The sequence below is a fragment of the Paraburkholderia edwinii genome (assembly GCF_019428685.1).
Classification (GTDB): Bacteria; Pseudomonadota; Gammaproteobacteria; order Burkholderiales; family Burkholderiaceae; genus Paraburkholderia; species Paraburkholderia edwinii.
Genome location: NZ_CP080096.1, coordinates 2,726,578 through 2,746,292, shown reverse-complemented (window position 1 = coordinate 2,746,292; position 19,715 = coordinate 2,726,578). Strand labels below are relative to the sequence as shown.

General features: G+C 58.1%; 17 protein-coding genes and 3 pseudogenes. 12 read left to right on the top strand and 8 right to left on the bottom strand.

The genetic code is table 11. The features are described 5' to 3' along the window. Positions 1-95: 95 nt before the first annotated feature. Together KZJ38_RS33685 and KZJ38_RS33680 are read left to right on the top strand one after the other, a co-directional pair. Positions 96-863: an MBL fold metallo-hydrolase gene (locus tag KZJ38_RS33685; RefSeq protein WP_219801339.1), complete on the top strand. Its 768-nt coding sequence runs from the start codon at positions 96-98 to the stop codon at positions 861-863. Positions 864-978: 115 nt separating this feature from the next. Beyond that, entirely contained in the window at positions 979-1,578 is a 600-nt protein-coding gene (locus KZJ38_RS33680) for a TetR/AcrR family transcriptional regulator (protein WP_219801338.1), read from the top strand. 110 nt (positions 1,579-1,688) lie between these two features. Here the strand turns inward: KZJ38_RS33680 and KZJ38_RS36810 are convergent. Continuing rightward, positions 1,689-1,957, bottom strand: a pseudogene (locus KZJ38_RS36810) (IS3 family transposase); the annotation flags it as partial. Positions 1,958-2,071: 114 nt separating this feature from the next. Between KZJ38_RS36810 and KZJ38_RS33675 the strand changes: the two are divergent. Further along, positions 2,072-3,058 carry a response regulator transcription factor gene (locus KZJ38_RS33675; RefSeq protein ID WP_219801337.1) on the top strand — a complete coding sequence of 329 codons (987 nt, stop codon included), beginning with the start codon at positions 2,072-2,074 and terminating at the stop codon, positions 3,056-3,058. Positions 3,059-3,147: 89 nt separating this feature from the next. Here KZJ38_RS33675 and KZJ38_RS33670 read toward each other — a convergent pair whose 3' ends face one another. Beyond that, positions 3,148-4,326, bottom strand: a complete 1,179-nt coding sequence (locus tag KZJ38_RS33670) for a porin (RefSeq protein ID WP_219801336.1) — start codon at positions 4,324-4,326, stop codon at positions 3,148-3,150. A gap of 835 nt (positions 4,327-5,161) precedes the next feature. On the opposite strand from KZJ38_RS33670, the gene KZJ38_RS33665 reads away from it, so the two are divergent. After that, positions 5,162-5,464 carry a DUF4148 domain-containing protein gene (locus KZJ38_RS33665; protein ID WP_219801335.1) on the top strand — a complete coding sequence of 101 codons (303 nt, stop codon included), beginning with the start codon at positions 5,162-5,164 and terminating at the stop codon, positions 5,462-5,464. A gap of 326 nt (positions 5,465-5,790) precedes the next feature. Here KZJ38_RS33665 and msrB read toward each other — a convergent pair whose 3' ends face one another. Further along, positions 5,791-6,234 carry a peptide-methionine (R)-S-oxide reductase MsrB gene (gene msrB / locus KZJ38_RS33660; RefSeq protein WP_219801334.1) on the bottom strand — a complete coding sequence of 148 codons (444 nt, stop codon included), beginning with the start codon at positions 6,232-6,234 and terminating at the stop codon, positions 5,791-5,793. A 363-nt stretch (positions 6,235-6,597) separates the two neighbouring features. On the opposite strand from msrB, the pseudogene KZJ38_RS33655 reads away from it, so the two are divergent. After that, positions 6,598-6,798, top strand: a pseudogene (locus tag KZJ38_RS33655) (SDR family oxidoreductase); the annotation flags it as partial. A 323-nt stretch (positions 6,799-7,121) separates the two neighbouring features. Here the strand turns inward: KZJ38_RS33655 and KZJ38_RS33650 are convergent. Further along, a complete protein-coding gene (locus KZJ38_RS33650; RefSeq protein WP_219801333.1) occupies positions 7,122-7,970 on the bottom strand; it encodes an alpha/beta hydrolase in 849 nt (282 codons plus the stop codon). A gap of 649 nt (positions 7,971-8,619) precedes the next feature. Between KZJ38_RS33650 and KZJ38_RS33645 the strand changes: the two genes are divergently transcribed. From KZJ38_RS33645 to KZJ38_RS33635, 3 genes are all read left to right on the top strand, one after another. Then, complete coding sequence (locus KZJ38_RS33645; protein ID WP_246642099.1) at positions 8,620-9,273, top strand: M15 family metallopeptidase; 654 nt, start codon at positions 8,620-8,622, stop codon at positions 9,271-9,273. 23 nt (positions 9,274-9,296) lie between these two features. Continuing rightward, complete coding sequence (locus KZJ38_RS33640; RefSeq protein ID WP_219801331.1) at positions 9,297-9,815, top strand: GNAT family N-acetyltransferase; 519 nt, start codon at positions 9,297-9,299, stop codon at positions 9,813-9,815. A 305-nt stretch (positions 9,816-10,120) separates the two neighbouring features. Further along, positions 10,121-11,179, top strand: coding sequence for a hypothetical protein (locus KZJ38_RS33635; RefSeq protein WP_219801330.1), 1,059 nt, complete (start codon positions 10,121-10,123; stop codon positions 11,177-11,179). A 93-nt stretch (positions 11,180-11,272) separates the two neighbouring features. Here the strand turns inward: KZJ38_RS33635 and KZJ38_RS33630 are convergent, their stop codons facing one another. Further along, positions 11,273-12,298 carry an AraC family transcriptional regulator gene (locus KZJ38_RS33630; protein ID WP_219801329.1) on the bottom strand — a complete coding sequence of 342 codons (1,026 nt, stop codon included), beginning with the start codon at positions 12,296-12,298 and terminating at the stop codon, positions 11,273-11,275. A 341-nt stretch (positions 12,299-12,639) separates the two neighbouring features. Here KZJ38_RS33630 and KZJ38_RS33625 point away from each other — a divergent pair, with 341 nt between their 5' ends. The 3 genes from KZJ38_RS33625 (at position 12,640) to kce (ending at position 16,208) form a co-directional block, all read left to right on the top strand. Continuing rightward, positions 12,640-14,058 carry a short-chain fatty acid transporter gene (locus KZJ38_RS33625; protein WP_219801328.1) on the top strand — a complete coding sequence of 473 codons (1,419 nt, stop codon included), beginning with the start codon at positions 12,640-12,642 and terminating at the stop codon, positions 14,056-14,058. Positions 14,059-14,135: 77 nt separating this feature from the next. Next, on the top strand, positions 14,136-15,191 hold the full coding sequence (locus tag KZJ38_RS33620; protein ID WP_219801327.1) for a ketopantoate reductase family protein: 1,056 nt from the start codon (positions 14,136-14,138) through the stop codon (positions 15,189-15,191). Positions 15,192-15,269: 78 nt separating this feature from the next. Next, entirely contained in the window at positions 15,270-16,208 is a 939-nt protein-coding gene (kce, locus tag KZJ38_RS33615) for a 3,5-dioxohexanoate:acetyl-CoA acetone transferase (protein ID WP_219801326.1), read from the top strand. 473 nt (positions 16,209-16,681) lie between these two features. Here the strand turns inward: kce and KZJ38_RS36805 are convergent. The 3 genes and pseudogenes from KZJ38_RS36805 to KZJ38_RS33600 all read right to left on the bottom strand — a co-directional run. Then, positions 16,682-16,814: pseudogene (locus KZJ38_RS36805) on the bottom strand (NAD(P)-binding domain-containing protein); the annotation flags it as partial. Positions 16,815-16,842: 28 nt separating this feature from the next. Further along, positions 16,843-17,610, bottom strand: coding sequence for an SDR family NAD(P)-dependent oxidoreductase (locus tag KZJ38_RS33605; protein ID WP_219801325.1), 768 nt, complete (start codon positions 17,608-17,610; stop codon positions 16,843-16,845). Positions 17,611-17,623: 13 nt separating this feature from the next. Further along, positions 17,624-18,358 (bottom strand): SDR family NAD(P)-dependent oxidoreductase, encoded by a 735-nt coding sequence (locus KZJ38_RS33600; protein WP_219803789.1) that lies wholly within the window; start codon positions 18,356-18,358, stop codon positions 17,624-17,626. Positions 18,359-18,465: 107 nt separating this feature from the next. Here KZJ38_RS33600 and KZJ38_RS33595 point away from each other — a divergent pair, with 107 nt between their 5' ends. Continuing rightward, positions 18,466-19,437: a LysR family transcriptional regulator gene (locus KZJ38_RS33595; protein ID WP_219801324.1), complete on the top strand. Its 972-nt coding sequence runs from the start codon at positions 18,466-18,468 to the stop codon at positions 19,435-19,437. The last annotated feature ends 278 nt before the right edge of the window (positions 19,438-19,715 follow it).

Below are 19,715 nucleotides of genomic sequence, written 5' to 3'. Positions count from 1 at the left end.
GCTACGCCGCGTATCATCAGTCGTCGTCATGCTGCGTGGTCGCTATGGTCACGCATTCAATGCTGTGCCGCTGCCACCCCCGAAGGACTACGATCATGCTACCGATTGCCAGCCGTTGGTTCGAACTGAAGCGCATCAGTGACGACATCACCTTGTTGTGGGAGCCGCACGTCGTGCCGCTCATGCGCTGCAATATCTGGCACATTCGCGGCCGCGACCGCGACTTGATGATCGACACCGGTATGGGCATCGCCAGCCTGCGCGAGGCCGCGCGGCATCTGCTGCAAAAGAAGGTGACCGCCGTCGCGACCCACACGCATGCGGACCATATCGGCGGCCACCACGAATTCGAGCATACGCTGGTGCACGAGCTGGAAGCCGACAACCTGCGTGCGCCGCGCGAGCGCGGCACGCTGCTCGCGTCGGTCCTGGGTGACGCTGCCATCCGCCGCTATCACGAAGCGGGCTATCCGTTCGATGGCGACCTGATCACCGCGCTTCCCGATGCTGACTACGAGATGTCCACGTATCACGTGCGGGCGGCGACCGTCAGCGAAATCGTCAAGGAAGGGAGTGTCGTCGATCTCGGAGATCGGCATTTTGAGGTTCTGCACCTGCCCGGTCATTCGCCGGGAAGCATCGGGCTGTGGGAAGCGGCAACCGGCACGCTGTTCTCCGGCGATGCAATTTACGACGGTCCGCTGCTTGATGAAATCGGTGGTGCCGATATCCCGATGTACGTGCAAACGATGAAACGTCTGCGCGAACTTCCTGTGCAGGTGGTGCATGCGGGTCACGATCCGAGTTTTGGTCGGGAGCGGCTGGTTGAGCTTGTGGATGCGTATCTGGTGAAGCGGGCGTGAAACCGCTGGTGCTTGCACGAGTTGAAGTCGCACCCTTTCCCTGCCACAATTCATTCATATTACTTATCCCTTCGTCAGCAAGTTTGAATCTGCTGGAAGTCAAGGAAGTCGCGAAATGCCGAAGGCGTCGAAAGAGCAGTCGCAGTTGAATCACGAGAGGGTCGCGGCTACTGCAGCCCGGCTGTATCGCGAGCGGGGATTTCAGGGTGTAGGGGTCGCCGAAATCATGGCGGAGGCCGGCATGACCGCTGGCGCCTTCCACAGCAAATTCGGTTCAAAGGAAGCGCTTGCGGACGAAGCCTGTCTTAAAGCGTTTGAGCAGGTGGAGTCAGTATGGCAGGCCGCCATTTCCCAAGCCGAACGACCCACCGATGCATTTGAACCGCTCATTGACGCTTACCTTTCTATCGAGCACCGGAACACTCCCGCGTACGGCTGCGTGATTTCCACGCTGGCCACCGACGTGTCGCGATTGCCGGAAGACAATGTGCTGCGCGAGACTTTCAATGCAGGCGTCCGCCGCGCGCTTGATGCCGTCGCCTCGGTTCTGCCGCCGGAGCTCGATGATGAATCGCGCAGACAGCGCGCGGTGGTCACTTACGCAACCCTCGTCGGCGCAATGGTCATCTCTCGAGCTGTGTCGGACAAGTCACTCGCTACCGAGATGATCGAAAGGTGTCGTGAAGGCATCAAGCTGCCAGAACAGGACGTTTAAAGTTTCGTGGCACGATAACCGACCGTGCGACTGTTTGTTTGACGAGTCCCATAGCCCTGGCAATCAGGCAGCGTGCTCTTCCTGAGCAGCGCTTAATTCTTCTCGAATGTCACCCGCGCGACCTTCAGCGAACCCCACACGCTTTCCGTTAGCGCATCGTCCCGACAATCGCCGCGACGGCTCATTGCCGAATGCAGCCGTACGCCTTTAGCGAGTCCTGAAACAGCCCGCCGCATACACGGCCAGATTTGGCCGTCACCACTTATGTGATGTCACTCCTCCGGACCCGATTCGGCACTGTTGCAACGCAGTTGCGCTCCAACAGATTGGGCGCGAGCGGCGCGTCATGATTCGAGCTTGTCGTCGCGATGGACTTGCGACATGAGGTTCTACCCATAAAGCATATCCATGCTATATTCTTGAGCTGGTTTTAGGCACCGGTGTTGTATGAACATTCGAGTGCGGTCGACTAGTTCCCGCCTCGACGGCAGATATGGCAAGGCTCAAAGTATTAATTTGCGATTCAGACACAGCTGATGTAGAGGTCTTGTGGCATGAACTCCGCGGTGCAGGCTACGATCCGTTGGCGGCGTTCTCCATTGAGCGGGCTAAAGCGCTGATCGACGCGGAATGCCCGGGAGCGATATTCGTGCGAGCCAGAATGCCCGATGGCTCGGGCCTGTCATTGATTCATGACCTGCGTAATCTGAGTGCCACGGTAAGAACGCCAGTCATTGCTATCGGCGAACGTGACTCCACAGAAACTGAGAGCATTCGCTTTCTCGAGAGCGGTGCTGACGATTACGTCAGGAAACCGTATGGGCTAAGCGAGCTTCTGGCTCGGCTTAAGGCTTTACTTCGTCATGCTCCGCGAATTCAAGCGCCCGCTCGTGTGTCGTTCGAGACGCTAACAATGGATTTCGACGCACGTCGTGCGTTGGTGTGCACAGATGACGGGATCGACGGGCATGAACTGGATCTTGTGCCAACGGGATTTCTACTTTTGCGGCTTCTAATTGAAAATCCCTTCATCGTGATTTCCCGTCGGAGCATCATCGAGACGGTTTGGTTTGGTGCAGACGTGAAAACAGGCACAATCGATGTGCACATGGCCAAGGTACGGCAGGCACTCAAGGTAGTGCAGCAGCGCGTGGTCATTGAGACGGTTAGAGGACGCGGCTTCCGCCTGACAACACCGGAGAAGGTGAGGGAAGCGTTGTTGAATGACAGTGTTCCGCAGCCTTCATGTGAGCATGAGCAGCGCACTATCCAGACGAAGCCAGCCGCACAGCAAGCCTATGACGAACCGGTTCTTGTATCGGACCTCGGTGCCGCGATCGAGACAATCCGCAGATTGCGACGCATGCTAGCCAGGACAAGGGAGGAGAACCAGGTCCTGCGCAACTCGACCACATCGTCGTCTACTCCGAAGACAGATAGTGGTCCTTCTCGAAAGAACAGGAAAAAGGCGGGTGGGTAACGCCAACCGTTTGAACACTTCTGCAAGCCGAATCGATACCAGAAAGACATTTGCCTGCAAATCTAGGTGAAGCGGGCTCGCCAGATGGCTTAGAAGCGGACACGCAGGCCTGCGGTCACGGCAACCTGGTTGCCCGTCGACGACGCTCCGCCACTGGCGGTATTGTTGATCATCGCGCCAATGGTCTGACCGTTCAATCCCTCACGATTCATCAGGTGTTGGTACTCGCCCTGCAGATACACCGTCGTCAGCTTCGAGAAATAGTAGGCTGCCTGCAAATTCACCTGGCCCCACTTCGGCTCCGAACCCGCGCCAAAATTGGCCTGCGTGTAGGTGTAACTGCCCGCGAGGCTCACTGCCGGCGTTAGCGCATAGTGCCCATTCAATTCGAAATTCTGAAAGTGAACGCTGTTGCCTCCGAACGAGATCGTCTGGCCGGCGGTGGTCGGATTAACGCCAAAACCTTGGGTCAGGTTTGTTTGCGAATACACGAAGCCGGCGACCACCGGGCCGATCCCGTAGTTCACGGCGGCGCCCCACGTTTGTTGACGGCCTGCCAGCAGCGTGCTGTCGCCAGCGACCGCGCCTGTGCTGCTCACGGAGGTAAGCGCCGCGGCGGGCGTGGCGCCCGAGAGGTTGTTGTTCAGTTGCAAGTAAGCCGCCGCGACGGTCAGCGCGCCGTAGCTGTACGTCGCCCCGGCGCTGTATGCGCGGTTGTTCGCGAATTGTCCTGCGTTGTTCGAGAACGCATACACCCCTCCGAATTTCAAGCCAGCGATGTCCGGACTTTCATACTTGACCGAGTTGTTGAGGCGGAACGTATTGTCCAGGTTGTCGTTATCGAAGGGGTGTGCCGTAAATGTGCCCCCGAACTGCTGGCCTGGCAGTGCAAGCGGTTCGACATAGTCAACCATGCTGTCGTATTGGCGGCCAAGCGTCAGCGCGCCGAATTTAGAGTCCGCCAGACCGACGAACGCCTGGCGACCGAATTCGCGCCCACCCTGGCTAAGCGTGCCGTTGTTGGTACTGAAGCCCCCTTCCAACGTGAAGATAGCCATCAGACCGCCACCCAAGTCCTCGGTGCCACGCAGGCCCCAGCGGGTTGAGTTGACTGCGCCGCTTGTTTCTTGCCAGAGGGAGTGGCCTTTCACGTTGTTGGTGTACGTGATGCCCGCGTCGACCAGGCCGTACAGCGAGACACTGCTTTGTGCATGCGAGGCTGACGAAAGCACACTCGACAACGCAGCAAACATAAGGGTCTTTCTCATGTTTATGGTATCCCGGTGAGAGCGCACTGATCAGCGCCGACTTCATAAGGATTATTGATCTGCTGAGCGATGCTGCAGCCGATCCATATGTCTCGCTGCCTGCTGCGCGAGCTCCGTGTTTTTCACCGGGCACGATACTCGCGCTGTCCGCTGGTGTTGCCGATTCTCCGTCTGGCACGAGGGGCGACAGGTCCCGACAACGCAATCATGACGATCGTTAGCGGCGCGTCCCGACGGATAGATGTAAACATACGTATCCCTTAGATAGCTTGTCAACGAGCATGTACCCGTCCGTCAGCCTCGCGCCACAATTGGCTCGGCTCATTCCTTCTTGCGTGCACGCAAAGGCCTGTCGTCTGAGCTTTGCGAGGCCTGTGCCTTCCGGCATGCATTGCCTCCTCGCTAGGTCTTCCTAAGGTTGATTGAGTCGTGCCGCTCTTCTTTGGTCCAGTTACGAATGCATTGGCGCTTCGGCGACGCACTGCCTTTACGAGCGTTTTCTCGTGTACGCCGGATCATTAGGCCAATATGGTTATGATAGACATGAACGACAAGAATAAATGGTAGGGGCTGAGTGCCTCGAAACGAGCGACAGGGTCGTAGCGTTCGGCAATACGTCCGGTTACATTCGGACTTCAAACAATGTTTTTCGAGAAGTGCCTCATCAGATACAAGCGAGGCCACCTTCCTTACTCACGCGGCGTGTGCGCCATCATTCTCGCCGGGGAATCAGTGTTATTCAGTCGACGCGCCTTTTGCCCGCCGATCTCCGCAGCTACGATAAGCCCAACGCCGCCGCGAACGACGGACGGCGATCACTTCAGGAGACGTCGACATGCAACGCGCTAACTATGCCTGGGTCGTCGCGACCCTCTTCGCTTTATCGTTTCTTAGTCACGCGGTCACCGCCGCTTCGCTGACGCGCGAACAGGTCCGCGCGGATCTGATTGCCGCGGAGCTGAGCGGCAAGTTCCCGCAGAACAAGGGGAACAAGCGAGACCCCGCAATGTCCTATGCCGCAAAAAAAGAGAGCGAGAAGGCCGAAAACACGCGCTCTGGTCTCCCCGCGTCCGGAGAGCTGACGGCTGTGCCCGTCGCCCCTCCCTCACAGCCGGCGCCGCGTTCGTCACAGTGTTGAACGGGAGTCCGCTTTCCTGACGCATATCCTGTCCGGCAGCCGCCGGTCCGGCGCCGGAAGGTTCGACGACTGCGACCGAGCGGATGACAATGACGAAGCGTCAAGATCTGGGATTGGACCATGCTCGCCTGGTGCCACATCTGATGGCAAGCGAGACATGGCCACGCTAGTCGCTGCTGATGAGCATCAGGCACTATGAAGTGCCGACAGGTGCGTATCTCCGTCCATCCATCACTGAATAGTGCTCAAGGTCGGAACAGCTCTCGCAATTTGATGTTGAAGCGATCATTTAGTAACCGGATATACAAGATATATACGGTTGCATGTTACTTCTCCGCAACCTGATCGAGATACTCGCCGTACCCTTCGGCATCCATCTCATCGCGGTGGATGAAGCGGAGCGACGCGGAATTGATGCAATAGCGCAGTCCACCGCGATCGGACGGGCCGTCCGGGAAGACATGGCCGAGGTGGCTGTCGCCGTGAACTGATCTGACCTCGGTTCTCACCATCCCGTGGGTGCCGTCCCGCACCTCGTTGACGTTTGCGGCAACGATTGGCTTGGTGAAGCTCGGCCACCCTGTGCCCGAGTCGAACTTGTCAGTCGACGCAAAGAGAGGCTCGCCCGAGACGATATCGACGTAGATGCCGGGCTCCTTGTTGCTGTTGTACTCACCTGTGAACGAACGCTCGGTGCCGTTCTCCTGGGTGATGCGTCGCTGCTCCGGGGTCAGTCGATCGATCGCTGACTGTGATTTTTCATATTTCATAGATAGGCTCCAATCGTCTGCTTAGTTGGTCAAGCGCACTTCCTTGTGCGAAGCATAGAGCGAGCGAGCCCGCTTGTTCAAGATATTGAGTAGCGGCGTGACATACCTGCGTATATTCCCCTCCCTTGGGTATCGAAGTCCGATATCAATGCGCGCTTGTTTGCAGCGCCGCGGTGTATAGCATCGATTGCTCGTCGAACTCTCAATCGCGCTCGAGAAACCCGCCACGTTCGATAAAAAGAACCTGCGCAAGCTCAAGCACCTCCGCAAGTCGCTTATCGCAGAGCTCACGAATCCGTTCGATCCTCTAGTGCTTACCTTCTGCGAGCGGCTGGGATAAGTGTGGTCCAGACGTTGTAGCGTTTGACCGCCGACATGCAAGGCAACGAATCGTTAATCGCGAAGTTCGTGGAGCGCATTCCGCTAGGTCGTGCGGCCGAACCCGATGATATCGCGGCGGTGATTGCTTTTCTTGCAAGCGATGACGCTCGCTTCGTTACTGGCGTAAATTTACCCGTCGACGGCGGCTTGAGTGCATCGAATGGCCAGCCAAGGGTAGGGTAAAGGATTCGATAGCCAGTCGAAGATCGGTAAGACCTCGTATCCTTGCGAGGTGACTCATGTCGAAGCGATACGCGCTAATGACCGTCGCCGCAAATCATGGCTGGTCTTTACGATCAGGCGTAATCTGGCCGACCTCGTCCGTATGGCGATGAGGCCGTTGCGGTGGGGGCATAGCGACGATTTGCGTGAAACGCCTTCGGGTTCGACGCATTGAAGCGAGCGCCCGCAGCCGATAAAACGGGCATCGAAGCGTTCCATCGCGCGTTACTTCACCGTTTCCGGTGCGCTACCTCAACCGTTGATTCCTCGAAAAGATCGCGCGTTTATGCAAAGTTAGTTTTGGGGCGAAACACCAGGCTATCGACGATCGCTGCCATATGTGATCCATTCGGGTTTGCCAGATCTGTCAGGATCGTGAAATGCCGTTGCTCTGGAAGCGGCAGAAAGATCACATTCTCCCCACTTGCTTCGCACGCGGTCGCATAACGCTGAGACTGTCCGATCAGTTCCGGGAGTTCTGCCATGCCGACAGACACAATGGTAGGTGCACCGCGAGCGATGCGATGCAACGGACTCAAACGGGCAATCTCTTCCTCCGTTAGATTCAGCTTGTCATCCAGCCAGCACAGTGAGATGGGTTCCAGATCGTACAACCCGCTCACAGAGACTGTCATCGCGACCCCGGGGTGATCCCGATGAAGGGCGGCAAGGTGCCCTCCCGCCGAATGACCACAGACACAAACGGGACGATCGCCGAAACCTGCCTCGCTGGTATCCCACTGCAATAAATCGAGCAGCGCTCCGATTTCGTCGACGATTTCCGTCATCGATGCTTCGGGAGCGAGCGTATATTCCGCCATCACGACATTGAATCCGCGCTCGAGCGGACCACGTGCGACGAACGCCAAATCTTCTTTCACATAGTTTTGCCAGTAACCGCCATGGATAAAGACAAAAGTCGGCGCCGCTTGCTTGCCGCATGAGAGCCAGTCAAAGCGTTGACGTGACCGGTTACCGTAGCGAAGGTCCCGCCTCACTTCCGCATTGCGATAAACAGCTTCACTCTGCTCCTTGAATCGACCCATGATCGCCCGATACTCGGGCTCTGCCCGGACGTTGTTATAGGCCAGGTCAAGCGCCGCACGGTCCATTCCACGGTATATCGAACTCATGTCCTTTCGCCTATTAACCGCAAATATCATCGTTTAATGGTTATGCATCGATCGCCATTTCTTGCGCGGGATAAGGAGACGATGCCGAGGCATCGTAGCATCACCTGCGACTGTCATCAGGTGCGAAGGATCGCGAAAGCCGGAAGTCAGGCTACGCCGCACAGACGCCAGCGCGATGTCCGCGGAAAAGCCGCCCATCGTCCTCGTCCACGGCGCCTTTGAAAATGTGCAGGTACGGGGCCACCTCACCGCCTGACTTCAAGCCGACGGGGGCAAAGTCGTCGCCGTCGATCGGCGTGGCCGCTGCCGGGGCCGTGAAGAGTCATTTGCAGGGGCAAACGAAACGTCCGAAAAAGGAACGAAACCGGTCAGTGCCTATGACGGGCGCATGTCACATTTTTTTAGGCACTTGCGTTCCAATCATTTTATGTAGGCCGCTCGGAGGCTCTCAGCGTGCTCAAACAGCCCCCAACAGGTTCTTTGCTAGCCCGTTTTATTGACCTCTGTTATAAGTCTGTCGCTCGCAGGCGGTGGTTCGGCAAACGTAGCGGATGACCGCAAGAATGCGTCCGGCATCACAACCAGAATAAGCGCCTCGATATCCCTTAACATGAATTGGCTAAGTCTTTCCGATGCTCGCGTGAGTGCGATGCCGACAGTGGAATGTGGTGAACCGCTTGTCGCGATCGCCGGCCTGCATGCTCGGCTGAGCATTGATGAATCGGACGAGAATATCGCTTGCCTTGGCTATCAGCCAACATTCACGGTACGGGAATCGGTCGCCTGTCGACTCGTCGACGCTGTTTCGAACCTGCCATCGGACTATTGTCTTCTGGTGAAGGAATCGCTACGACCAGCCGCTCTGCAGAGATTTTATTTTGAGCGGCGGTTGCGCAAGGTACTGGCTAGCAATCCGGGCCTGGCCGAGTCCGATGCAATCGAGGTTACTTCGCGGTTCGTTGCACCCCCAACGGTCGCAGGGCATCCCGGCGGTGGAGCAATAGACATCACCCTGTGTGATCGCGACGGGCGTGAGCTTGACCTCGGCTGCGCCTACGATGCCGACGAGGTGGTGTCGGGCGGGGCCTGTTTTTCGCAGTTCGACAATCTGAATGCGCACGCTCGCAAGCACCGCTCGCTGATGTTCTCTGCTCTGGAAGATGCAGGCTTCGTCAATTACCCGTTCGAATGGTGGCATTGGTCATACGGCGACAAGTACTGGGCAGTAGTGAAACAGCAAGCGAACGCGCTGTATGGTCCGGTGGAAGATCTGGAAAGTACAGCCCTGCATCCGAAAATCTAAGGCTTTCGGGCTTCACAATAATCATGAGCTTGATTCAACTGAGTCGCGTAGTTCGCGATGACGCTACCGATCTGATTTCGGCAAATTGCTCCAGTCAGGACCATCACCTCCCATGGGTCACCTCATTCACAGATCAGGCAGGTTTTGATGTCTGGTTCGCGCGTTGCCTTACTGGCCCGAACATTGGTCTTATAGCGCGGGTGCAGGCTACGGGTGAAGTTGTCGGTGTGATCAACATCAGTGAAATCGTGGGCGGAGCATTCCACAGCGCTTATCTCGCCTACTACGGAATGGCGAAATTCAGCGGGAAAGGGTTGATGACCGACGCAGTTAGAAGCGCAGTCACCTATGCGTTTGGTGAGTTGGGATTGCATCGGCTCGAAGCGAACATCCAGCCAAACAACCACGCGTCAATAGCGTTGGTACGCCGACTAGGATTTCAGAAGGAAGGCTTCTCGCCGCGCTATCTGCGCATCAATGGCGAATGGCAAGATCACGAGCGATGGGCCGTGCTTGCCGATGTGTTCAAGGCCGACCGATAGGTTAGCCGCCTCAAGCGTGAATACCCCTGCATCGAGGAAACTACTGCCAACCGACTTCAGGTGTCGGTCGAGTCTCAGGATGATTCTGAAAGCCGAATCGCATGACAGTTGTCTCTTCGACTGAAGCATTCCATCGGTGGGCGCTCAGGCGCCCGGGGGGGCGCGCGCGGACGCAAAAAAAAAGCATCGTTTGAGCTAAAGCCCAGCAAGGCGCTTGTCGATATCGTTCTGTAGGCGTTGCGCTTTTTGCTGCTCATGGGCGCGACAGAAAATCCCGAATAGATAACCGCGCCTGGTACATTCAAATGTCTTCACCGATCAACAGCATCACTGACGCCCAGTTGTCCGGCTTACAGAATAATTCGTCGGCGTCCGTCAACGTCGGGCGGAAACTATCCAGTCAATCGGCAGGGCTGGAGATCGGCCACGTTGATAACGGCCAAATGCAGCAACTGCAAGAAAATTTCGCCATGCTTCGGGCGGCAGCTGTTCCGATGGTTGCGACGGCCAACGTCAACCAGTTCGAGGCTACCTTCGGGCAGATCCTGCAAACTGCAACCAACGTCGATCCAGCGACCGGACAACGGGAGATAACGGCAACCGCTAACAGCGAACTGAGCGGTGCGCTTCAAAATTTACTTGTGGAAAGCGGTTTTACGGCGCAGCAAGCCGAGGCAGTCGGTGCGAGTTTTAGCGAGCAACTGGCAAAAGGCGGTTCTATCAGCCTGAATGCAAGCTTCGCCGCGACCTCTGCCGAACCGTTTACGGTATCTGGTTTCACTAAAGCATTTGCCGGCGACGTTGCCGTATCGGCCGGTTATGGGACGACGTTGTCGGCGTCGGGGACGACAGTCAATGCACGTGCAGGTTCGGTGTCGATATCATTTGATCCCGATAGTGGTGCGTTGTCGGTTTCGCTCCAAAACCAGTCGGTGTCCGCGACCTCGTCGGTTATCGATGTTGCAACCCCAGGCGCGCCCGCTACTTCCCTCCCGCCGGGCAATACGACCACAGTCGGGCAGGACAAGAATCCTAACGGTACTAACGACGATGGAGGTAGCCGTCTGCGCGGGCTGATCTCCGGACTTGGGCAGCCGACGCTACACGGCGTCAGTACCGCACTCGATTTGCTGCGTGTTGCGGCCAGTGCCGCGCAAACGGAAAACGAGAAGAATGCCGGTGCCAGGCCTGGAGATCGGGTGCCGAATCGCAACCATGCCAGGCTCGCCACCGTAACGGTGGGTTTTACGCAGCCCCTGTCGATCGCGAGCCACGGTGTAAATGGCGATCGCGCGACGCTATTCAAGCGACCTGACGGTAGTCCCGGTGTTGTGTTGTTTGGCCCGGTGAACGTCGAGGCCTGAACGGAGTGACGGCATTCCGGCCACGATGACCGTGCTTTCTGGTGACATGCCACTTGCTGATTGCGGGCGCCAACCGCAGCGTCGGTTCGCGCACTAACTGCGAAGCTCTTTCGGTCCCTTGCCCGTCCAACGTTTGAGTGCGCGCCGAAAATTTGCGGCATCGCTGAAGCCGAGCAGGGTGGCAATGTCGTTCACGTTCATCCGGGTTGTCTGCAGATACTCTTGCGCGAGGGAAGATCGCACATCGTCCAGAATCGACTGAAATGAAGTCCCTTCCGCATCCAGGCGACGTCGAAGCGTTCGCTTGACCATGTTGAATCTTGCAGCCATTGCATCCATGGAAGGGAAATCACCCGGATGAGTCAGAAAGACCTTGTAGATTTCCCCCGATAGCCCACTCGACGTCTTTTCTTGCCCGACAAGCCGGTCACAAGTTTCTTGCAGTAACGCTGTCGTCAGCCGGTGAGCCTTTTGCGGTTTCTGATCGAGGATCGCGCGGTCGTAAATGAGCGCGCACTGAGGTGCGTCGAACTCACAGGAACAGCCCAGATACCTGGCGTAGAGGTGCGCGTGCGTCGGCGCCGGGTACGAGAACGTCGCGCGCAAAGGTGGGCATTCGCGACCCGCAATTTCCTGAAGGTGAGTGACGTTGAGGCTGACCTGCTGCTCGATCAGGAATTCCCAAAGCCTCGGCGATGGGTCGGGGACGATCGCATCCGCGAAGGTCCACGTCACGGTCTCATCCTGCTCAGTCCATTCGATATTGACGGGCGGTGTGGCGAGGCGCCGGTATTTCACAGCTAACCGAAAGTACTCGCGCAGCGACAAACACGACAGCAACGCGTATCCGTATATTCCGTACGCGGACAGGTGCAGGCGGCGCCCTATCTCGAAGGCGGTGGCCGGATCAGTGGCGATCCTGACCGCGTTCTCGCACACCGTCAGGTACTGGCGGACCGACGTAAGTTCAAACGCGTCGTACAGCTTGTCGATGGCGACACCGCTTGCCTTCAAACTCATTTCAGGCGGAATGCCTTGCTCCGCAAGCACTTCCACTACGGCGCCGATTTTGTACGGCGCGTAGATTTGCTCATGCGGCAGTGGAAGTTGTGATCGCACCACTGTCTCCGATTGTCCCTTTTTGACCTGCACGAGTCCCTTAATGACCTTTCGACGGGCAGGATATCTCACTACCATCCTGATCACAAGCCACGGAAAAGCCCACGTTCCCGTGCTTGCACACAATCAGACGATGGAGACAACGTGACTATCACTTCTTCGGTGTTATCGCCGGCTCCCTGCGGTAAATCCGCCCCTCCATGCTGTGACCGGCCGTCGCGGCATCCTGCCAGTCCCTGACGTTGACAGCGTCACCCGACGTATTTGAACGGCGGCATGGCTGATGCCTGCGCGCGCTCACGCCTGAGCAGGCGATTCGATTCAGTTAAGGGGAGCAAGACATGGTGCAAATGGTGCAAGACGACGCCGAGCGCTCAGCGCGCGGCGTCACTGAGTCGGCGAGACAAGGCCGGCGAAACGTATCCGAGTGGTTCACGCAGTGGAGTCTCAACTGGATTCCCGACTCGATGGTCTTTGTCGTTGCACTGACGCTCATCGTCTACGTGATGGCGCTTGGGTTGACGCGGCACGGCCCATTGGAACTCCTCGACGATTACGCGAAAGGCTTCTGGGTGTTGCTTACGTTCGCGATGCAGTTGACTGTGATGATGATCACCGGCTTCGTCGTGGCCGACTCGAAGCTGGTCAAGGCGGCGATTGTCCGCGTGATCGGCATGACGTCGACCGCACGCTCAACCTTGATCCTGTTCTGCCTGATCGTTGGTGTCGTGAGCTGGCTGCACTGGGCGGCGGGAATCATGGTGGCGATCGTCATGGGGAAGGAAGTGGCCGTGCGTAAACGCGGCATGGGTATCCACTATCCGGTTCTGGCCGCTGCCGCCTACACGATGATGCTGTTGATGGCGAACGGGCCATCGCAATCCGCGCCGTTGCTGGCAGCGACCTCCGGAAACTTTCTGGAAAAAGCGATCGGCGGGCTGATTCCGCTCACGCAGACGGCGTTGTCGCCGTTTCTGCTGACGCTCGTCCTGTTCCAACTAGTCACGTTGCCGGTCATATTCGCATTGCTGATGCCGCGAAAGGAGCGGGCGGTTGAGATCAGCGATGCGGTGTACGACGAATTCACGCGAGTCCCGAGCGCCACCGACTCGACTGAGAACCTGCGCCCCGCCGAGCGTTGGGAGCGTTCGCGTGTTCTGTTGACCATCCTTGGCGTGGGTATCCTGATCTGGTCCGTGCGGTTCATTGTGACCATGGGCGCAGCGAAGCTGGACCTGAACGTCATCAACTTCATGCTGTTCGGTCTGGGTATGGTGCTTCATGGTTCGCCGCGCAGCTTCACGGAATCCGTCAAACAAGGTGTGGGCACAACCTATGGCGTCATCATCCAGTTTCCGCTGTACGCGGGCATCTTCGGACTGATCGTCCACTCGGGTCTGTCCGACATCATTACGCACTGGTTTCTGTCCATTTCGACCAAGGGAACCTATTCATGGATCGTGCTCATCTATACGACGATCATGGATTTCTTCGTCCCGTCGGGCGGTTCCAAGTTTGCCGTCGAAGCGCCCTACATCATCGCGGCCGGCCAGAAGCTTGGAATTCCCGTCGCCCATGTCGTCAACGCATACAGCACCGGCGGCCAGCTCGCGAATCTGATTCAACCTTTCTGGGCGCTGCCGTTCATGGCGGCGTTCAAAGTCCGGTTCCAGGACATCCTGCCGTACACGTTCGCCATGTTTCTGTATGCGCTCGTCGTGGGTAGTGTCGCATTCCTGATATTCCCGCACGGCCTTTGATAACAGCCGGCGCGATTGCATCGCGCACCGGGAAATAACCGGTCGATTACTCAAACTCAGCCAACGACGGAGAACGTATGAGAGCAGCAGTGGTAGGCGCGGGGTCCCTTGGCACCATCATCGGCGCATTGATCGCGCAGGCCGGCAAGCAGATCGACCTGCTCGACACAAACCGGGAACACGTCGAGGCGCTCAACCGGATGGGCGCGACGATCACGGGGTCTATCGAGCTGAACGTTCCTGTCACTGCGCTGACGCCCGATGAGATGACCGGCCAGTACGATCTCGTGTTTCTTTTGACCAAACAGACCAGCAACCAGCAGACGCTGACCCAGTTGCTCCCGCACCTTCACGCGGACAGTGTCGTCTGCACCTTGCAGAACGGGATACCCGAACACGCTGTGGCCAGTATCGTCGGCGCGCAGCGCACCGTGGGCGGCGCCGTCGGATTCGGAGCGACATGGATCAAGCCGGGCGTGTCGTCGCTCACTTCCAGTTACGCCGCGCTGAAAAACTTTGCGTTTGAAATCGGCGAAATCGACGGCGTGGTCCGGCCGCGGCTGGCGCAAGTGCAGTCCTATCTCGAGTGCGTGGGCAACACGGATATTCGCACCGATCTGATGGGCATCCGCTTTAGCAAGCTGTTGATGAATGCCACGTTCAGCGGCATGTCTGCAGCATTGGGCTGCACGTTCGGCGACGTGCTCAACGACGCGCGGGCGATGACCTGTGTGGCGTTCGTTGCAAACGAGTGCATCAAGGTCGCTCACGCACACGGCGTGCGTCTTGTCACGATGCAAGGCGAAGACCTCGAAACCTTCGAATTCGACACTGCGGCCGATATCCCCTCAAAGATGCCGCTGTATCGAAAGATATGGGGCGCACACGCTGCACTGAAGGCCAGCATGTTGCAAGACCTGGAGAAGGGGCGCGACACGGAGATTCGCTACATCAACGGGCTCGTGTGTGAAAAAGGCCGCGAGCGTCGAGTAGCGACACCGTTTAACGATAAGGTCGTCGAACTGGTGCTCGAGGCGCAAATCAGACGCGGGGTCAATCGGTTTGCCGATCTGAATCGATTCGACGCCCTGCTTGCGGCGCACGTGGCGGATTTGCGGTACCACACCGCCTGATTCCGCACGACAGCGAACGCTGCCCGGTCGATACCGGGCGTGCACGACTTCATTTGGATTTAGCAGAAAGGACGGTCCATGGCTCGTCAAGACAAGAAAGTCATCATTACTTGCGCTATCACTGGCGCCATCCATACGCCGACCATGTCGGACGCGTTACCTTATCGACCCGAAGACATTGCGCGGCAAGCCATCGACGCGGCGCAGGCCGGTGCGGCGATTCTCCATCTGCACGCCCGGAATCCGACCAACGGTGCGGTATCGATCGATCCCGATCACTTCATGCAGTTTCTGCCGGACATCAAGGCGTCGACCGATGCGGTTATCAATCTGTCGACGGGAGGCAGCCTTACGAACACGATGGATGAGCGCATCGCGCCGGCACGCCGCGTATCACCCGAAATGGCATCGTTAAACATGGGAAGCATGAATTTCTCGATGCACCCGCTGGCAGATCGCTACAAAGAGTGGAAGTTCGACTGGGAAGAAGCCTATCTGCGCAACTCGGACTCGTACATTTTCCGTAACACGTTCCGCGATATCGGGTTCACGGCGAAGGAACTGGGCGAAGCACATGGCGTCAAGTTCGAGCACGAGTGCTACGACCTCGGTCACTTGTACAACCTGAGATTCTGCATGGACATCGGCATGTTCAAACCGCCGGTTTTCATTCAGTTTATCTTTGGGATTCTGGGTGGCATCGGTGCAGACCTCGACAACCTTGTGTTCATGAAGCGGACCGCCGACCGACTGTTCGGCAAGGACTATCGCTGGTCGGTCCTCGGCGCAGGCGGCGCCCAGATGAACTTCGCCACGACAGCGGCCATGATGGGCGGGAATGTCCGTGTCGGACTGGAAGATTCGTTGAATATCGCGCGTGGCAAGCTCGCTAGTTCTAACGCTGAGCAGGTCGTCAAGGTTCGCCGGATACTCGAGGATCTTGGCTATGAAATCGCGACGCCCGCGGAGGCGCGCGACATGCTGGCGCTTAAAGGTCGGGAAAGAGTTGGATTTTGAGGGCCGCAATACAGGCTCCCGTGCAGGCGCGCATCCAGTAACCTGGATGCGCTGCCCGCGCGGCTCGGACGTTCAGACGACCGCTCTGCTCAGCAAACGGCCATTCAATACGCGGATGTCATTTCGGTCAACTATGGAAATAGGGGGCGCGGCGCGGCGTGTGAGTGACCCTAATAGCATGTCGTGCTGCCGCGCGCGTCGGTCGACCTACTCAGATCACAGCGTGACCTCGGAGAGATGCCGTTCTGCACCAGCAGGTGCAAGCGGCCGATTTGGGTCGACTGCTGTCCGATGTTCGTCGATGCACGGTGGACCACCGCGCCTGTTCGACGTAAGGACCGAGTTCGGGGACGACTGGCTACTTACCGCTGCCATCATCCCTTCAATCCCGATTCATTAATCGAACTTGATCAAGTCGTTGAATATCAGGTGTCCCCAGTTCTTTCCGCGCGCATGCACAAGCCATCCACCTGTCCAATCGCGGCCGCATCGGTCGCAAAGCTTTCTGGGTCGCGCGTGGTTGCAACGCACTTCGATGCCGTTGCGGGCGAACGCCTTGGCAAGTGCGTGGCCGATCTTGCCGAAGCCAATGATGGCGTAGTTCATACGTTTCTCCTTCGTTTCCCCGGCGCGGTCAGAGCTTGTAACCGCCGCTCGCTTCAATCGTCTGGCCGGTCACCCAATGGCCTTCATCGGAGGCCAGGAACGCCACGACAGCGGCGATCTCCGAAGGCTCGCCAAAGCGGCCCAGCGCGATTTGGGCCTCGACCGCCTTGACGAGTTCGGAATTCTCCCGAAACTCGGCGTTCGCATCCGTTCGGGTGAAGCCCGGTGCTACGGCATTCGCCGTGATGCCACGCGGCCCCAACTCGATTGCGAGCGTATGGGTCAGGGTGTTGATGGCCGCTTTCGCCATCGAGTAGACGGGCGCAGCCGTCACGGGCTTCGTGGCGGCTGCGGAAGAAATGTTGATGATGCGTCCACCATCGGCGAGACGATCGAGAGCGGCCTGAATGATGAAGAAGGGCGCGCGGGCGTAGACCGCCATCAAGGTGTCCCAACTCTCCGGCGTCGCGTCCTTGAAGCCAACCCAGCCGGAATTGCCGGCGTTGTTGATCAGAATGTCGAGGGCTTTGCTTCCGTTCCGTCTGGTGAACTCGTCGTTGAGTCTCTCGAACAAAGCCGGGACAGTCGCCCGATCAACGAGATCCGCATGGATCGCGAATGCGGTGCCTCCCGCTTTCTCGATGGAAGCGACCGCCTCGTCCGCGCCTGATTTGCTGGCGTTATAGGTCAGCGCGACGATTGCGCCATCTTTCGCGAGACGCTCGGCGATGGCGCGGCCAATGCCCCGCGATGCGCCCGTAACGAGAGCGGTTTTGCCCTTTAGTGGCTGTGTCATTTGATCTTTCTCCTTAGAGTTGCGCAAGGCCACCATCAACGGCGAGTTCGCTCGCGGTCATAAAGCTGCTGTCTGGCGAGGCGAGAAAGGTAGCCGCCGCCCCGATCTCTGACGGATCAGCCATGCGCTGTAGCGGAGTCATCAGGGCGAAGACCTTCTGGCCTTCCTCGCCTAACGCTTCCTTCGCGAGTTCGGTCGCCGTCGCCCCGGGCGAGAGAACGTTCACCCGGATGCCGGTGCCCTTCAGGTCCTCCGCCCAGGTCCGCGCAAGGTTGCGCACTGCCGCCTTGCTCGCGCTGTAGGCGCTGAAGGCCGGAGCGCCCGTGGTGCCGGCGCTCGATCCCGTGAGAATGATCGAACCGCCCTCGCTCATCAGAGGGAGTGCCTTCTGGACCGTGAAGATCGTGCCCTTCACGTTGGTGTCGAAAGTGTCATCGATGTGCTCGTCGGTGATCTCGCCGAGCCGAAGCGGTCTCCCCGCTCCAGCATTGGCGAATACGATGTCGAGCATTCCACGCTCGGCTTTCACGAGCGCGTAGAGTCGGTCGAGGTCCGCCTGATTGGACACCGAGCCCTTCACGGCGCGGGCACGGGGCCCGAGGCTGGCCACAGCGGCGTCGAGCGCTTCCTGACGGCGGCCGAAGATATAAACGAAGGCACCCTCTTCGATGAAGCGCTTCGCCGCGGCGCGGCCGATGCCGGTAGCGCCACCGGTGATCACAGCGGTCTTTCCCTTAAGTCTGTTCATGTCGTGCATCCGTTGAAATAGCAGCAGGAGAGCACGATTCTCAAACACTTGGTTCATGAAGACAATTGACTATAAATTGATGCTATTCATCTATTCTCTAGATACCTATGCTGGACAATGTCACTATCAATCAACTTCGGGCCTTCGTGGCTGTCTGCGACAAAGGGAGCTTTTCCGGGGCTGCGCGGGAGCTGAGGCGTGCACAGTCGGCGATCAGTCACGCGATCGCCGCGCTTGAAACTGCCTTCGACGTGGCGCTCTTTGAACGCAATACGCGCAGAGCGACGCTTACGGCTGCGGGCCGCAGCCTTCTGCCCGATGCTCGAGGCGTCATCTCGCGTACCGAGGAAATGAAGATGCGCGCGGTTTCAATTGCTGAATCCGGCGTCCCACAGGTCTCCATTGCGGTGGATACTTATTTTCCGCGTGCGCACCTGATCGAATGCCTGCGCACCGTCCAGGCGGAATTTCCGACGGTTGCAATCAGCCTCCGCATGACGACCATGCAGGGCGGCGAGCGTTTGGTTCTGGAAGGCAAGTGCGCGTTGGCGGTGACGATAACCGACGTGCCGGAGCTTCGTACGGATAGCATCGAAAGGCAGCACTTATGTGATACGCAAATGGTGACGGTCTGCGCGCCATCGCATCCGCTGGCTGCCATCGCAGGACCGATTCCGCGAGAGGAATTCGGACGGCACATCCAGCTCGTGGTAACCGACAATCAGTCCGATGCAGAAAAGACACAGCAGGGGGTTGCCGGCGAGCGTCAGTGGTGGGTGAATGACCTCGGGGCGAAACACGACCTGCTCAGGGGAGGCCTGTGCTGGGGGCATATGCCGCGTCACATGGTTGCGGAAGACCTCGCGAATGGGACGCTTGTCGAACTCCGGCGGCGTGCGTGGCATATGCGTCCGCTCACATTCATGATCTCGCACCGTCGTGGCTACTCCTTTTCCGGATGCGAATCACACCTTGTCAAGCTTCTTGGCCATCCTGAATGCTGCGCGAAAGATTCCGCGCAGCGCTCCGTCTCACGCGAAGGAAAAAAAGTGCGGCGACCGACCACCCGTGAGCGATAGCAAGGGTCGCGTGCGACCTAACCGTCGCGTTGCTGTCCAACGATAATTGGGCCGCATGGCTCGCGCGTCTTCAATCCACTATATCGACAGTTCGATGGCCGCTTTGCCTCTCGCAGCGGCCTTACGTTTCGCGCCATGTCGAGGTCCGTTTAGGGTCGTCCAGGGCCGGTTGCATCAAATGCCGGTGCGATGGCGGTCCCTTTTTCAGCCTCCTTCCGATCATTCCACCGCAGGTTTCGACCCGGCACCTCCCGTCGCATGCTCTTGGGCAAGCGGAC